General features: G+C 45.9%; 16 protein-coding genes and 1 pseudogene. 12 read left to right on the plus strand and 5 right to left on the minus strand.

The window, feature by feature from the left end:
* Positions 1 to 161 precede the first annotated feature (161 nt).
* The 3 genes from M3202_RS08455 to M3202_RS08465 all read left to right on the plus strand — a co-directional run bounded on the left by M3202_RS08455 (position 162) and on the right by M3202_RS08465 (position 2751).
* Positions 162 to 788: a response regulator transcription factor gene (locus M3202_RS08455; RefSeq protein ID WP_251222903.1), complete on the plus strand. Its 627-nt coding sequence runs from the start codon at positions 162 to 164 to the stop codon at positions 786 to 788.
* A gap of 13 nt (positions 789 to 801) precedes the next feature.
* Complete coding sequence (locus tag M3202_RS08460) at positions 802 to 2145, plus strand: sensor histidine kinase (RefSeq protein WP_251222904.1); 1344 nt, start codon at positions 802 to 804, stop codon at positions 2143 to 2145.
* Between the two features lie 246 nt (positions 2146 to 2391).
* Positions 2392 to 2751, plus strand: coding sequence for a response regulator (locus M3202_RS08465; RefSeq protein ID WP_251222905.1), 360 nt, complete (start codon positions 2392 to 2394; stop codon positions 2749 to 2751).
* 341 nt (positions 2752 to 3092) lie between these two features.
* Here the strand turns inward: M3202_RS08465 and M3202_RS08470 are convergent, their stop codons facing one another.
* The gene (locus tag M3202_RS08470) at positions 3093 to 3605 is read right to left on the minus strand and encodes an SRPBCC domain-containing protein (protein WP_251222906.1); all 513 of its coding nucleotides are present in this window, start codon (positions 3603 to 3605) and stop codon (positions 3093 to 3095) included.
* Between the two features lie 40 nt (positions 3606 to 3645).
* Positions 3646 to 3972 (minus strand): ArsR/SmtB family transcription factor, encoded by a 327-nt coding sequence (locus M3202_RS08475; protein ID WP_251222907.1) that lies wholly within the window; start codon positions 3970 to 3972, stop codon positions 3646 to 3648.
* Positions 3973 to 4237: 265 nt separating this feature from the next.
* On the opposite strand from M3202_RS08475, the gene M3202_RS08480 reads away from it, so the two are divergent.
* The 5 genes from M3202_RS08480 (at position 4238) to M3202_RS08500 (ending at position 6952) form a co-directional block, all read left to right on the plus strand.
* Positions 4238 to 4690, plus strand: a complete 453-nt coding sequence (locus M3202_RS08480) for a hypothetical protein (RefSeq protein WP_251222908.1) — start codon at positions 4238 to 4240, stop codon at positions 4688 to 4690.
* A 42-nt stretch (positions 4691 to 4732) separates the two neighbouring features.
* Positions 4733 to 4978, plus strand: coding sequence for a hypothetical protein (locus M3202_RS08485; RefSeq protein WP_251222909.1), 246 nt, complete (start codon positions 4733 to 4735; stop codon positions 4976 to 4978).
* 157 nt (positions 4979 to 5135) lie between these two features.
* Complete coding sequence (locus M3202_RS08490) at positions 5136 to 5903, plus strand: MerR family transcriptional regulator (RefSeq protein ID WP_251222910.1); 768 nt, start codon at positions 5136 to 5138, stop codon at positions 5901 to 5903.
* 2 nt (positions 5904 to 5905) lie between these two features.
* Positions 5906 to 6619 (plus strand): DUF998 domain-containing protein, encoded by a 714-nt coding sequence (locus M3202_RS08495; protein WP_251222911.1) that lies wholly within the window; start codon positions 5906 to 5908, stop codon positions 6617 to 6619.
* A 33-nt stretch (positions 6620 to 6652) separates the two neighbouring features.
* Complete coding sequence (locus M3202_RS08500; RefSeq protein ID WP_251222912.1) at positions 6653 to 6952, plus strand: RNA polymerase alpha subunit C-terminal domain-containing protein; 300 nt, start codon at positions 6653 to 6655, stop codon at positions 6950 to 6952.
* 60 nt (positions 6953 to 7012) lie between these two features.
* On the opposite strand, the gene M3202_RS08505 is transcribed toward M3202_RS08500, so the two are convergent.
* A complete protein-coding gene (locus M3202_RS08505) occupies positions 7013 to 7441 on the minus strand; it encodes an SRPBCC family protein (protein WP_251222913.1) in 429 nt (142 codons plus the stop codon).
* An 83-nt stretch (positions 7442 to 7524) separates the two neighbouring features.
* Positions 7525 to 8004, minus strand: a complete 480-nt coding sequence (locus M3202_RS08510; protein WP_251222914.1) for a winged helix-turn-helix transcriptional regulator — start codon at positions 8002 to 8004, stop codon at positions 7525 to 7527.
* An 88-nt stretch (positions 8005 to 8092) separates the two neighbouring features.
* On the opposite strand from M3202_RS08510, the gene M3202_RS08515 reads away from it, so the two are divergent.
* From M3202_RS08515 to M3202_RS08525, 3 genes are all read left to right on the plus strand, one after another.
* Positions 8093 to 8386 (plus strand): YciI family protein, encoded by a 294-nt coding sequence (locus tag M3202_RS08515; protein ID WP_251222915.1) that lies wholly within the window; start codon positions 8093 to 8095, stop codon positions 8384 to 8386.
* 13 nt (positions 8387 to 8399) lie between these two features.
* Positions 8400 to 8597, plus strand: a complete 198-nt coding sequence (locus tag M3202_RS08520) for a hypothetical protein (protein ID WP_251222916.1) — start codon at positions 8400 to 8402, stop codon at positions 8595 to 8597.
* 263 nt (positions 8598 to 8860) lie between these two features.
* The gene (locus tag M3202_RS08525) at positions 8861 to 11890 is read left to right on the plus strand and encodes an amidase family protein (protein ID WP_251222917.1); all 3030 of its coding nucleotides are present in this window, start codon (positions 8861 to 8863) and stop codon (positions 11888 to 11890) included.
* 92 nt (positions 11891 to 11982) lie between these two features.
* Here the strand turns inward: M3202_RS08525 and M3202_RS08530 are convergent.
* Positions 11983 to 12597, minus strand: a pseudogene (locus M3202_RS08530) (transcriptional regulator).
* Positions 12598 to 13074: 477 nt separating this feature from the next.
* On the opposite strand from M3202_RS08530, the gene M3202_RS08535 reads away from it, so the two are divergent.
* Positions 13075 to 14781, plus strand: a complete 1707-nt coding sequence (locus M3202_RS08535; RefSeq protein WP_349775609.1) for a SulP family inorganic anion transporter — start codon at positions 13075 to 13077, stop codon at positions 14779 to 14781.
* Positions 14782 to 14794: the final 13 nt, after the last annotated feature.

Consider the following 14794-nt stretch of genomic DNA (forward strand, 5'->3'; position numbering starts at 1 on the left):
TGTTGATTAGGCCTTGCATAGGAAACAAATCTATGACTTATATAAACTTTTAGTCATGAACGAGGACCGATGTAATACTTTGGTACACACGAAATTGTCTACTCCATTTCGAAACGGAAATATAGGATAATAGCGATAGAGAAGAGAGGAGAGTGAGTAGCTTGAATCGGGCGAAAGTGATGCTGGTCGAAGATGATCTGGACTGGAGCAACGGCTTGCAGGCGTACTTCTCCAACGAAACCGGGTTTATGATCACTTCCTGTGTAGACAATATGGAAGCCTGTATGGCAGAGCTCAATCAAACACCGGTTGATGTCGTGCTCATGGACATTATTTTAGGGGATGCGAAGGCAACTGGATTGGATGCTGCACTGGATATTACATACAAGTATCCTGCGGTAAAGGTGATTATAGTAAGCTCATTGGAAGATGATGATGAAGTGTTTAATGAAGCGTTTTTGAACGGGGCATACGACTTTGTTTATAAAAATGAGTTTGAACAAATTCCTGCGGTTATTGCCAATGCGATGAGTGAACAGGTTACGAAATACGGGCCAAGGCTGAAAAAGCTCGTATATGACAAGAAAAAGAAGCTGCTAAATCCGTATGATGTCGTGCTGTTGAAGCTTATACGGGAAGGGAAGACGCAGCAGGAAATTGCTGATATGAACAGTGTAAGCCTGTCAGCAGTGAAAAAACGAGTCGGCCGGATATTGGAGAAATTTCACTGGAGTCGCCCGACGAAAGAGTTAGCAGATAAATGCCACAAATGGGGGCTGCTGGAGTAAGGAGAGTCGGGACATGATCGTTGCTTTTTTCTTGCTGTTGTTTTTTGTTATGACGCCAATGAGTTTATATTTACTGGCGAAGCATGGTGAAAACCGTCTGCTCGTATGGGGAGCGTTCATTTTGTTTACGGCGGGCTTGAGCGGGCTGCAAGTGGGTTTGGAAAAGATTGTCCTTCCACATATAACATCCTTAGGGGCCGGTGACACGGCTGTGACGGTGTTGTCTGTTTTAACGGCCTTTTTGAATATCATTGTCCATTCGTTCCCTTACTATTTGATCCTCGTCTTCTTCATTCATTTCGCCGGTTATCCGAAAACGGTGGTGACTGTCCTGCTGCTCGTTCCGGTATTGCTGGCGTTTGTCTTTACAGATGCGTATACGACTTCCTGGATGAATTATTCGTATATTTTGAGCTGGGGAATTCCGTATATGCTCGCTTCGATTATCTTATTTGTCAAAGGGATGCTGAAGATAGAAAAAGAGAAGGTCAAGAAGCTGCAATATTTTGGTCTCGGGATGATCATCTTCATCCCTGAAGCGTTTTTACTGTTTCTTCAACTGGAGGGCAGCTATTTTCAATCACCTGTTGAGCTATTAATCCTGATTCCGATTCTGTGTCTGTTCAGTTTGCTGGCAGGCTTGATTTTATATGGATACAATGTTTTTACACGCTTCCAATCGACGGCTGTACTCACGAAGATGCAGCTTGGGACGAGCTTGATGCAGCACGCATTTAAAAACGCGATCTCAAAAAATAAATTATATGCGCTTACTATAAAACGGAGCCTTGAAACGAAGCAATATGAAGAAGTTGATGATCATCTGAACAGCTTGCTGCGTTCCAATGATCATCTGATGGACATGGTGTCAAAGCTGTCCTACCTAACACGGAGAAGGTTGAACGTCGAGCTTGAACCGACTGATATTGCGCTAGTGCTGGAGGAAGTGATTGATGAGTTTGTTCATACCCCGGTTTCGTTTGAAAAGCAGTTTTCATCAGTAAAACTGGCTGTTGATCGGACGCTGATGACAGAATGTTTTTCAAATATTATTAGTAATGCAGTCGAAGCAATCGATGGTCAGGGACAGATTACAATTATTATGGAAAAAACGAAGCGTCATGTGAAGATTCATTTTACAGATACCGGCAGAGGAATGGATAAAGAGCAAATAAACAACCTATTTGAACCCTTTTATTCAACGAAGCATAAGTCAGGATACAATTTTGGCTTGGGCATGTTTCATGTTAAAAAAATAATGAATGCGCATCGGGGAAAGGTAAAAGTAACGAGTCAGCCCGGCCGAGGAACGACGGTTACATTAATGTACCCTGGACGTGAAAAGGAGTCTCTGTAATGGAGGCTTTTTTCTATTGCATGTTAACCAGGGTGCATACGAAAGTGTCTACTTACATTTTCAGAAGACTGGAAATACAATAGGAAAAGTATGAATTTTTAATTGGCAAGGCACAAAATCCTGGTGAAAAGCGGAAAAGGACAGAGTGGGAGTGTACAGCGAAAATGAACGCTGCAGGAAGTGACTCCTTTAATTTTCATACTGCAGGGTTGTCAACACGAAAAAAGTACAGGGAGAAATGCTGGAATGGAACGTATATTAATTTGTGATGATTCTCATTTTTTTCGGACGATGTTAAAAGATATCTTTGAAAAACTGGGCCATACCGTTGTCGATGAAGTGTCCAATGGCGCCGAAGCGGTTCAAGCATATGAATACTACCAGCCTTCATTAGTCACTTTGGACATTGCGATGCCGGGAATCGACGGTATTCAGGCCCTCCAGATACTGGTGAAGGCTTTTCCGAAGGCGAAGGTAATCATTATAAGTGGAAATAGGAGTCAGGATCTGCTTTATCAAGCTTTGCGGAGTGGCGCCAAATACTATATTGCGAAACCGATCACCGAGGAAAAGATTATGGAGGCTTTTAGACAGTTAAACTTATAGGGAAAGACGGACCTTTTGCTATTTTGACGGTGAAAGCTGGCGGGTATCGAAGCGGCTGAAAAAGTACGATTTTCACTTTTTCAGTGGTCTCGCACATCCCGTCGTTGCCGATATTTGGTCATAAATGTTGAACTGATGTCAGACAAGCTTTATTTTTTAGAGAATAGGCTGGGCCAAAAGGTAGTTTTTTTACCCTTTTCCAAGCTCATAAACAAATGGATGGAACCGCTACGATCTTTCAAAGCCCGTTGTTAGTGGAGTTCTCACAACGGGCTAAGTGGAAAGTGTTGTCATTGCTACTCCATGCTACCTAGTTTTGTCTCATCTTCATTATCGTTTCCTCACTTACCATCCAGATAATTTTCCAGCCGATCCCAAGTTTCAGTGATGCCCTGAAGCATACCCATGTCCATAACAGACTTAAGAGCTTCTGCAGACGCATATTCAGCACGGTTAATTAGCTTTGTCTTACCATCGAGTTCAATGAATTCTAATGTAATCTCGGTAGACGGCATATTCTCGTCGATATTCCCTTCAGCATCCGAAAAGTAATCGGTGTAAATGATTGTCTCCGGTTCGATAATATCCTTGTAAATGACTTTGCCCCAAGATTCCATTCCATAATATTCACCTTGATTTCGATCCGTACACTTCATGCAGAAGTGCCATACACCGCCCGGTTGAAAATCGATGTGGCAAACCGGAAGTTCCCAACCGTTAGGTCCCCACCAATGCTTGAGATGCTCCGGTTCTTTAAACATGTTGAACACGAGATCACGTGGTGCATCGAAAATGCGTTCGAGTACCAGAATGCGATCATTTTCAACTCGGGAAATTATTTCGTTATTTGACATCCTACTTTCTCCTCCTCATACTGTGATTGTTTCATTCCTATTAATTTAACGGTTTTTTGCCCTGTAGCACATTAAGATAATCGTCCAACCGATCCAACCTGGCTTCCCATAATCGGCGGTAAGAATCGAGCCACTTGTCGAGTTCTTGAAACGGTTCAGGCTTCAGACTGTAAATTCGACGATTGGCCACTGGTTGAACCTCGACAAGACCAGCGTTGCAAAGTACGCGGAGATGTTTGGAAGTTTGGGGCTGATTGAGTTGTAACTGATTCGCAATCTCTCCTACCGGCAGCGGTCCTTGCAGCAAAAGGTCGACGATATCTAGGCGATTGGGCTCAGCCAGGGCACTGAAAGTTTGTTCGTTCATGTTGAACCCTCTCCCCAACTTTTAATTTTTAATTGATGAACGCTGTAGTTGCTTCAGAAATTTACCTCCGTATTTTCATCTATGCATGTCAAAAGCAATCATGTTGTTGAAAACATTATGCCATATTGGGAATATTCTTGTAAAGGAATATATTAAAATTTGAATGTGATGGATAGAACGGTTTTTTGCTGACTTTGGGACATTCAAATTAGACGAAGGAATAAATACCAAATATGTCAAAGGGAAGTACTGGAAAAGTGATATAATGAGAAAAAAGGTTGAGGATGAGGATGGGGATAAAATGAAGGTCAAAATAGTGGTCATCATAAGTTGCTTGTTTATTAGTTTGATAGCCTGTTCATACACAGACGCTTTTATCGTTAGGGGCGAGAGCGAGTCTTGGGATGCGACAATTGATTATTCGATAGCTGAAGATTATTTGGAATACACGGGCATGATCACTTTTAAAGGAGAGGGAGCGGTGGAAGCTCTCTCGTATGAGATAAATTTTCCTCCGTCTTTCGGCAGAAGGACAACTGGGAGCTTGGAAGCTTCGGAAGAAAATCAAAAGGTTTTTTCATTGGGAACCAGTGGGGGCAATCATAATAGAGATATTGAGATTATTCAAGAGGAAATTCAGAATGCCGCCATTACGGTCTCATGGATGACAAAGGAAGGAGAGTATGAAGAAACCATTCGTTTTTCCAAAGAAAAATAAATGTTCTATGCTTCTGGCTTAAGGGAGAGAGGATGTGGTGTTTTGAAACGTGAAGAGGTAATGGCTTTTTTCGCATTCTCAATTGGAATGCTGCTAGTCTTTATTATTCAGATCGTCCAATTTCAGTTGAGGTATTCTGGTATGGATTTTATGATTGAAGGAAGAAGAGTGGCAGGACCACCAGCAGGATTTGAACTCTTTATTGCACCTACCTTTTTTTTTCTGGCGGGTTTTTATTTTCTTCATGTTTTAAACAAGAAGAAAAAGAATAATATCGATAAAAAGTGATAATTCGTGCTGGGGCTGCGCGGCTTCTTCGGGGTGTGTCAAAATTTGATACCCCCTTTTTTCGATACCGCTTGAAACTGACGTCGCGTCATCTTGTATAATGACCTCGAGGTTCTTTAGGCAGTGATCTTGTAGATAGGACTGAAAGGAGCAGGAAATGATTTCGATCCAGGTCTTAACGAAGCAAACCGGTATGACAGTGCGCACGCTGCGTTATTACGATCAAATCGGACTTGTGAAGCCGAGTAGTCGGACAGAGGGAGGGCACCGTTTATACAGTGAAGATGATGTGAAGAAGCTGCAGCAGGTCGAGTTTCTGAAGGCGGTTGGATTTCGGCTGCAGGAAATTCAAGATATGCTAACCGAGCCGAAGTGGAATTGGTCGGCCGGCTTGAACAAGCAAATGAGCTATGTTCAGGAGGAGCGCCGCAAGCTGGATAAAATGGAAGCTTCGTTACGAGGCTTGATGCACACTCATGTGATGGAAGGCGAAGTGAGTATGGAGATGCTTGAGCAATTGATTACATTGAGCAGGCGGGAGAAAGCGCAGAAGAAGCACTTTCGAGAAACGTATTTTAATGAACATGAGGACACGCTTTGGGAGCGGTTGCCAAACGTCAATCGTGACGATCCCGATTCGCTCGAATGGATCGGTCTGCTTGGACAGTTAAAAAAAGTACAGGGCGACGGGCCGGAAGCGGTGTCTGTGCAGCGCATCATCCGGCGGATGGCTGAGAAGTTGGAGGATACGTTTGGTGACGAACCGTTATTTTTAGAGAGACTGTGGGAAGTTCGCAAATCGCCAGAACAGTCGAATCAGGTTCAGTTTTATCCACTGGAGCCGTCCTTTCTCGATTTTATCGAAGCGGCTTATGTGGTTTATGAACGGGATCAAGGCAAAGATTCCAATGAGAGGAGCCGGTAAGGATGCCTACAGCTTATCTCGTAATGGCAGTCGTCAGTATAGCGGCGCTGACCGCTATATTCACTTACCGCCGCCATAGGATGGTCGCCATGCTTGGTTGGATCGGTTGGCTGTTGATTAGCGCTTATTTTCTTGTTGAGTATGTCGTGATTTTGAATGTGGCCGCGCCATATGATTTTTTCCATCAGCCGATGAGCGACCTCGGAGTGACAGTTTGTGGTGAGGATGCATATCTGTTGACGACGAACGACATTTGTTCGCCGTACCATTTGCTCATCAATTGGTCGTTCGCGCTTTCCGGTATAGCAACGATTGCTGGTGCACTCGGCCTTCGCACCTGGTGGCCGGCTGGAAAAAAGGTCGATATCGCGCTCTGGCTGCTCGTCGTGCACGGGCTGAGCAACATTGCGGCGGGGCTGGTTCCGGCTGATGTGGATTTTTGGCTGCATACGCTCGGTTCGATTCCTGGTATGGTCGTGCAAATTCCGGCACTGCTGCTACTCGGTCTGGCGATTCGCAAGTCCAAGCCGCTGTTGGCATGGTGGACATTCATTTGCTGGGTGGGAACGACCGGAGCGCTCATCTTGCTTTTTTATCAGCCTGAATGGATGAGCCTGCCAGGAGGCTTGTTGCAGCGTGTTCTCTATGCAACGGTTTATCTGTGGATGGGAGCAGTAGCGCTGACCATATGGAAGCAGCAGCGATTTTCAGCCTAGCTGTGCTATGATGGGGAAAAGGAGGCGATTGTGATGGCTTCAGTTAAAACATTGCGTATATGTGATCAGGGACATCGCTATTATAAAAGCAGCGACTGTCCGACATGCCCGACATGTGAGCAGGAACGCAAACCCACGTCCGGATTTCTTGCGGTGCTGTCGGCTCCGGCTCGGCGGGCGCTTGAGCATGCCGGCATTACGACGTTAACGGGGCTGGCGAGCTATCGGGAAAAAGAGATTTTGCAATTGCACGGCATCGGCCCTTCCTCACTTCCAAAGCTGAGAGCCGCTTTGCAGGAAGAGGGCTTGTCGTTTAAAATGGAAGATTTCTAATTGATAAATGGAAAAGGAAGCAACTTTTTTTCTTGGAAGAAAAGGCTGCTTCTTTTTTATTTAGAATGTTCGTGCTTGATAAGGCATTCCTTCTCCTTCTTCGCAGTAACGCGTTAAACTGTACAGGAAGATCGCCCAATTATAATTGCAGAACCGGTAAAAGTTAGTGACCTCCTGCCAGTTGGCGTGACAGAGCGTTACAACAGTTTGATTCTGTTTTTCTTCTAATTCAAAAGTGACCGTTGTTCCGATCCATTCAGGGTCTGAATCGACACAGAGCCAGACGACTTTCTGATTGGGGACTAGCTCGACGACCTCCATCTTCGTTATGTCTTTCTTGCCAAATTGAAATACGTTAACTGCTCCGATATATTCCTGAACGAGAAGTTCTCTCGTCCAAACTTCAGCAAGCCCCTCCGCTGAGGTTAGCGCTTGATACACCTGCGCAGCCGGAGCATGAATCATTTGCAGCTGTTCAATATTCGCCATATCTCTCATCCTCCCGTTTTATTTTATTATAAAAAATTATCGAGCTACGCATTTCTTTTCAATTGCGAAGGTGAGAGATTTTGTCATTTCATTTTCCCTAGCCGTTCCAGTTTGTTCATGACACTATCCGGTCCAGTGAAAACGGATCCGCCCTCTTTCAAGGTTTCGCGGATGAGTCCGACGAGGGTGTCTTTGTCTGCTTGGACGTTAGCGAGCCAAGCCTGGGATTCTGAGGTTGCTGGCTCATGTTTAGCCCCCCATAATGACAAATCAAGTAAAATCGGTATTAAATCCAGCCCGGCCTCTGTTAATTGGTAGAGGTCTTTTCTTTTGTCTGATGGGTGCGGCTGCTTCGTTAAAATTCCTTTTTGAGTGAGAGTTGTCAGGCGGTTGGTTAGAATGTTGCGGGCGATTCCTTCATCTGAGGCAAGAAACTCCCCGAACGTTTTCTTATCTGCGAACACAATATCTCTAATAATTAAGAGCGACCATGAGTCGCCAAGCAGATCAAGAGAATAAGAGATCGGACAGTCCGACCGTCTGCTTCGTTTCGTTTTTTCCATATGAGGTCCCCCTTGACTGATAGCTTTTTACTCATTATAATTCAAGTTAGTTTCAAAAAGCAACTGAAATAAAAGGAGGTTGAAACGATTGAACTATTTATTCATTTATCGTGGAGGGCAGGTTCCGGAGGAGAAGGCTGAGCAAAATATTCGTGATTTATGGCAATGGCTGGATGAGCTAAAGGAGAACGGTTATGAAGTGATACGTTTTGCGGGAAATGGCAGAAAAACGGTTACGAACGATATGGTTTCTGATTATGATGGAGACGTATTTGGCATTTCCATTATCGAAGCAGATTCGCTGGAAGAAGCCACCTCGTTAACGGCAAATTGGCCTGAATTGCCGTACGGAGGAAAAATCGACATTGTCGAAGCGCTGTAAAAAGAGGAGGGACATGTCCGACCGTATGTACATTAGACGATCTTCTGTGTTTATCAGAGTTGAGGTCAAAAGCAAAGCTGGATATGGGCTGATGAAGCAGCAATTTCTTCCGTTGATGCAAACGTACACGGTATGGGGGCATCCTCTGCGCCAGAGGTTCGTTCATGCTTTATTTGCCGGCACTGGATGTTTATCTTACAGGCAGCTTTAATCAGACGGCGTACCAGGTGAAAAGCATGAACGATCTGTTTTTGAATGTTATTCGAAAGTTAGCGAAGCTCTCCTGAATGAAACGTTTCAAACCTATACAAGGCGGATGTTCTTACACCGCCTTTTTCGTGTGAAAAAAACCTGTCTCCATCTCTATTAAACTAGAAAAAAGTTGTTAGCTTATATGACAGAGCGATAGACATGATTCTTTTTATCGTGCTAAGATTCAGTTATTTTCAACAAGTTAGAAAAGGGAGATGGAGAATGATGCCAACTAGTAATGACGTGAAAAAACGAATCCGATCACCCCGAAATTCGGCCTCTGAAGCCGACGAGGCAAGGTGCGTACATAGGAGAAAGCCACGCTTTCTCGCCCTTATTGTCATGATGGTGGCTATCATCGGATTAGCGCCGATGAACAGTGCGCTAGCCCTGATGAGCCTGCCATCAGATAATGGAGTAGAATGGGAGTTTCACGATGCCGCTCCGCCTAATCTTGATACAGGCAGTATTCGGCGGGCAAGTGGAACGCCGATGCAAGGGTTTGGGAATATTTTTGTTCAAGTGTCGACCTCACCTGAACCGCGGCTAAATGGAGAAATGATGCGCGGCTTTGGGCTGGAATTCGATGGAGATAATACGTTTGAAACGAATCAATCTGTGAATCTCGGAGATGTCTTGATTACACGTGAAATCTATTTTGACGAGGAAGCGAATACGGCACGATTTTTTGATACATTTACGAATATAGCAGATGAGTCCGTGACGGTCGATGTATCGTTTGGCGGCTCTGTCGGGTATGGGACAGGAGACAACCATGGTGCCATTCAAGCGACGTCAAGCGGTGATCTGGAAGTCGATGGGGACGATGCGTGGCTGCTTGTCGCAACTCCTGATGAAGAAAATCATCCAGTCGGGGTCGTGCTAGGAAGCCCTGAACCGTTTGCCGGTGCCTTGCAAGGCACGGGGAACCAGCAGCGAAATCCATTTGAAACACCGCTGGCAACAACCGGTCATGAGGCTAATTTTTTCGGATTTCTTCATCAATTGGAAATTGAACCCGGAGAAACGAAGTCGCTTGCCAGATTTGTTGTGACAGGGGAGGCCGGAGAAGAAGGGGCCGGGCAAACAGTGGCATCAATGGAGCAGCTGGCTGAGCAACCGGACTTTACGAATTTGACGACGGAAGAGCTGTGTACGATTGGCAACTGGGATTTAGCGCAGTTGCCACAGTTTGATGAAGCCGCCTGTCCAGAGCTGACGAGATTGGATGTGCCGCAGGCTCCGGCAGAAGCAGACATGTACACGACTGCTGAGTATGATGTGACGAACAAAACAATCGCTGAGCTGCAACGGGATTTGGCTGCGGGTGTGACAACATCGGAGGAAATTACCCGTGCTTATCTGGATCGAATTGCCGCCTATGACGGAGGGCCATTAGGATTCCATGCCTTTATCCATGTGGCAGAAGATGCACTTGAACAGGCAAGAGCGGCAGATCAAGCCCGCAGCAATGGAGAAGAAGGAGCGTTGCTCGGTATCCCGATTGCGATCAAGGACATTATTGATACAAAGGATATGCCGACGACCGGCGGTTCCCGGGCGCTTGACGGATGGGAGCCGGAAGCGGATGCCTATCAAGTGGAACAGTTGCGAGAGGCGGGAGCTGTGATCATCGGGAAAACAAATACATCCGAATTTGCAAACTCAGGCAGCTTTAGTGAAAGTGGCTGGATGCAAACGTGGAACGCCCTTTATCCATCGAAAACGTCCTTTGGATCAAGCGGTGGGTCTGCGGTTTCTGTCGCAACGAGCATGGCTCCGGCGGCGTTAGGCTCTCAGACGGGTGTGTCCTTGTACGCGCCGACGGTCGGATCGAGCTTGACGACGTTCCGCGGCACGGATGGAATGGCAAGTGTGCGTGGCGTTATGCCGCTTACATGGGGCCAGGATTACGTCGGTCCTATTGCGAGAACGGTAACGGATTTGGCTTATCTTCTCAATGTTACAGCTGGAACGGATGAGCTTGATATGTTGACAGCAGATGCGGACAGCTATAAGCCGGATGATTGGACCGAATATCTTGATCGCAACGCCTTAGAAGGAAAGCGGATCGGCTATATTCCTTCCTCTTTCGAGTCATCCTATGCTGATGATGGAACAGGAGAAGCGACGATCGAGCACTTTGCTGACCTTGAAGCAGGCGGGGCGACGATGATTGAGATGAGCGAGCCGCCAAGTGCGGGAGATCGGCCGAGTCTCAATATGAATGGCGAAGGCTGGGCGCGATATATTGAACTGCATGAAGATTTTCCATATGAAAATGGCGAACAAGTACGTTCTTCTCCTGATGTGCTGTTATACAACCAACGTGATTACGAAGAACGGGCGCGAATGACGGAAGAAGAAGTTGAGCAATGGATGGAATACAGAGCGCGCTACAAAGAAGTGATCGCTGAATGGATGGATGAATACGATGTTGACGTCGTCGTTTACCCGGGCTTTATCAGTGATGTGTACAATAACGACAGCGCGGCCAGTCAATTAACTGCGGACCGGGCAACTGGTGTCCTCACTTCAAATGTCGGGCTGCCGACAGTCGTCGTACCAGTGGGCGTTAATCCGCACGGCTATTCGATTTCAATGCAGCTGGTCGGGCGCGCCTGGGATGATGGGGATGTGCTTGGCATGGGGTATGCACTGGAGCAGCAGACGCAAGCCCAGCTGCTGACCGAATTCGCGCCACCGCTTGAGCAGAGACCGATTGATGAGCCAGGGGAGCAGCCTCGCTTTACCGATGTAGGAGGCCATTGGGCAGCTGATTATATTGACTCTCTTGTAGAGCTGGGGTTGATTTCAGGGTATCCGGACGGTACGTTTAGACCGAATGCCAGCATCAGCCGGGCAGAAGCAGCAAGAATTATCGCAAGAGAATTAGGACTGGAGGCTGGAGAAAGCACCTTTGCCGATGTGGCGGCAGGGCACTGGGCAGCCGGGGATATCGGCGCGGTGGAGAGTGCCGGAATTTTGACCGGATATCCGGACGGTACATTTAAGCCGGATGGCAGACTGAGCCGCCAGGAGATGGCCGTTATTCTAGTTAGAGCTTATGAACTAAGTGGAGACAGTTCCGACTCTTTCAGTGATGTGAGTGAAGATTCATGGTCCTATCCGTATATAGCGGCCTTAACGAGCAATAACATAACTTCTGGATATTTGGATGGTACATTCAGGCCACAGCGCGATATTACGAGAGCTGAATTCTCGGTTATGGTGGCGCGAGTTATTGAATAAATAGTCAAAAGGAACCCCGCGATTCTTTTCTGGAGTCGCGGGTTTGCTGTGTGTGGAGGAGCGGGAAATGTTAGCGAAATGCTAATTTAGTTTTACATGCTGATTTTGTAAGAACGAATTCGTTGTTTTCCACTTGCGATTTGAAGAAGATTAAGGTCGACCAATTTATGGAGGATGTCTCTGGCGTAACAATCGCTGATTCTGAGATGCTGTGCACACTCTTGCGGGGTAAAGGGTCGAAGCAAACGGCGGGCAAAACGGACAACTTCGGCTTCAAGCCAGGATAATTGGGAGGGCGCGTCCGTTGACATGAATTTACCAATGAAGGAAAGCACCAGCTGTTGGCATTGCTTAGGCTCGTCCCTGATTGACAGATAGGCAATAGGTAAAAATGTCCAGCCATTCAGAGCCAATAATGAGTGTAGCCAGCATTAATCTTTAAAACGTCTGACATCGAGGTCTCTGGCGTGAGGCCCGTACCCTTGAATCTCAATTCCACCTTTGGCCCCACCTGGCATATAGGCAAGGTCAAGGTAACGAAACCCATTGTTGAAATCACGAACTTCCCATTCCGGGTATAAATGTTGAAAATGTCCTACAACTGGAAACCAAATATGACGTAAAAATTCCATCGTACCATGCCCAAGTCCTTTCGCCAGTATTTCACGTCTGCGAGAATTTCCAGCATTGGCGAGGTTGTCAGCCATCCATTGACTAAACTTTTCATCGAACAATTGTGATCTTTTCAATACAAAATCACCTCTTTTGTTGACTTTACTAGACAAGGGTTTTGTATGCCGGTTGGCGGGTGGGAGAAAATGAAGGGGAACGATCTTATTGTAGCAAAATACGGCTTTAGCTGCTAGAAGTAGATTGATTTCAGGAACGTCATTCCGCTATTAACCTATAATCAGCCTTGATAAAAAATAGGAGGAACGCTATTCCGTTAACGGTGCTTAAACTAGTGATTTAACCGCTTTTTTTGGTGAATAACGGAATCTGGTTCCGCTTCTTTGAGGAAAAAGCATAAAACAGACCTAATAACGGAATCTCGTTCCTACTCCAATGAATCTTGTGCTACAGAATCCGGCACCTCAGGTTGAAAATCGTTCACTATAGAAGGAATAACCATGTTATAATACGAATATTCAAATATTCAAATATATAGGTCGAGGAGGATTATCGTGAAGCATGGTTATTCTTTAGAAACATTTCAAAAAGATGCGATGGCGGGGATCATTGTCGGGGTCATCTCCATTCCTTTAGGGATGGCGTTTGCGATTGCTTCGGGAGTTAGTCCGGAATACGGGCTGTATGCGACAATCATTGCTGGAATTATCGTGTCACTGCTTGGCGGGTCAACCTTTCAAATTGCCGGCCCGACAGGAGCGTTTATTCCGATTTTACTTGCCATTGTTTTGCAGTACGGCTATGAGCAATTATTGATTGCCGGCTTTATGGCAGGAGTAATGATGCTGCTGTTAGGCGTATGTAAGCTTGGTAATTTGATTACATACATTCCCCGGCCGGTGACGATCGGTTTCACGGCTGGAATTGCGGTCATTATTTTTACTGGACAAGTGAGCAATTTTCTTGGGTTGAATGATGTTGAAAAACATGAGTCGTTTCTTTTAAATATGAAAGAAATATATCTTCATCTCGATACGCTGAACGTTTATAGTGTGCTGATCGGCTTAATCTGTCTGTTTACGAGTCTGTTTGCCGGGAAAGTCGTGCGCAAGATTCCAAGTATTTTAGTGGGAATTGTCGTCTCGACACTCGTTGCGGTTTTTCTGTTTGATGATAAGGTGGCCACCGTCGGTACGGTATATGGAACGATTCCAAATGGATTTCCTCCTCTGCAACTGCCGGATGTTTCCCTGTCTATGTTGATCAGTCTATTAGGCCCGGCTCTTGTAATCGCCTCACTCGGCAGCATTGAATCATTATTATCATGCGTGGTGGCCGACGGAATGACAGGAGAGCGGCATGACAGCAATAAAGAGCTGCGCGCGCAAGGTATCGCCAATATGGTTACGCCATTGTTTGGCGGCATTCCGGCGACGGGGGCGATTGCCAGAACGGCCACGAATATTAAAAGCGGGGCTGTAACAAAAATGTCAGGTATGATTCACAGTGTTTTTGTCTTGCTTGTCCTGCTGCTGTTTGCGCAATACGCCTCCCTCATTCCATTGGCAAGTCTGGCGCCCGTCTTAATGATTGTCGCCTGGAATATGAGTGAACGTAAGGAATTTGCCCATGTGTTAAAAACAACGGGGAGTGATTCAATCGTCCTGCTTGTGACGTTTTTGCTGACGGTCTTTACCGATTTAACTCTTGCTGTCAGTGTCGGTCTGCTATTAGCGATGCTGTTATTTGTCAAAAGAGTCAGTCAAATGCTTGATGTCTCCAAAGTTTTACCCGATCATGGTACACTTGAAAGAAAAGTGAAGTCAGATGTCGTAACGAAGCATCATGACTGTCCGCAAGTGAGCATCTTTACCATTCAAGGACCGTTGTTTTTCGGGTCGGCGCAACTATTTGAGAAGAAAATTATCCCTACTTTGAAAATGACCCCGACGATCCTGATTCTGAGAATGGGGAAGGTTCCCCTGCTCGATGCTACCGGAATGAACCAGATTGAAAGCATCGTTTCAACATTTAGCAAGCAGGGTAGACTTGTTTTATTAACAAACGTTCAGGCCCAGCCAAAGGACGTATTGGAGCGCTCCGGTTTAGCGCAACAGATTGGGGAATCTCATTTCTTTCTCCATACGGGCGACGCGATTACGTATGCGTTACGCCATATTCAACAACAGAAATGCCTCGGCTGCAAGCATTTTGCGTTTAAAGAGTGTGCGCAGCTAAGTGCCAGTCAGCAAACATCTTAACGTCACCAAAAGG

The sequence above is a fragment of the Halalkalibacter oceani genome, from assembly GCF_023715605.1.
Lineage (GTDB): Bacteria > Bacillota > Bacilli > Bacillales > Bacillaceae_D > Halalkalibacter > Halalkalibacter oceani.

Bases quoted from the DNA above. Each gene is read 5' to 3' on its own strand.
- M3202_RS08510 (WP_251222914.1), bottom strand. From the start codon at position 8,004: ATGGAAAAAACGAAACGAAGCAGACGGTCGGACTGTCCGATCTCTTAT.
- M3202_RS08490 (WP_251222910.1), top strand. From the start codon at position 5,136: ATGATTTCGATCCAGGTCTTAACGAAGCAAACCGGTATGACAGTGCGC.
- M3202_RS08470 (WP_251222906.1), bottom strand. From the start codon at position 3,605: ATGTCAAATAACGAAATAATTTCCCGAGTTGAAAATGATCGCATTCTG.
- M3202_RS08495 (WP_251222911.1), top strand. From the start codon at position 5,906: ATGCCTACAGCTTATCTCGTAATGGCAGTCGTCAGTATAGCGGCGCTG.
- M3202_RS08520 (WP_251222916.1), top strand. From the start codon at position 8,400: ATGTCCGACCGTATGTACATTAGACGATCTTCTGTGTTTATCAGAGTT.
- M3202_RS08480 (WP_251222908.1), top strand. From the start codon at position 4,238: ATGAGAAAAAAGGTTGAGGATGAGGATGGGGATAAAATGAAGGTCAAA.
- M3202_RS08505 (WP_251222913.1), bottom strand. From the start codon at position 7,441: ATGGCGAATATTGAACAGCTGCAAATGATTCATGCTCCGGCTGCGCAG.
- M3202_RS08460 (WP_251222904.1), top strand. From the start codon at position 802: ATGATCGTTGCTTTTTTCTTGCTGTTGTTTTTTGTTATGACGCCAATG.
- M3202_RS08500 (WP_251222912.1), top strand. From the start codon at position 6,653: ATGGCTTCAGTTAAAACATTGCGTATATGTGATCAGGGACATCGCTAT.
- M3202_RS08465 (WP_251222905.1), top strand. From the start codon at position 2,392: ATGGAACGTATATTAATTTGTGATGATTCTCATTTTTTTCGGACGATG.
- M3202_RS08525 (WP_251222917.1), top strand. From the start codon at position 8,861: ATGATGCCAACTAGTAATGACGTGAAAAAACGAATCCGATCACCCCGA.
- M3202_RS08475 (WP_251222907.1), bottom strand. From the start codon at position 3,972: ATGAACGAACAAACTTTCAGTGCCCTGGCTGAGCCCAATCGCCTAGAT.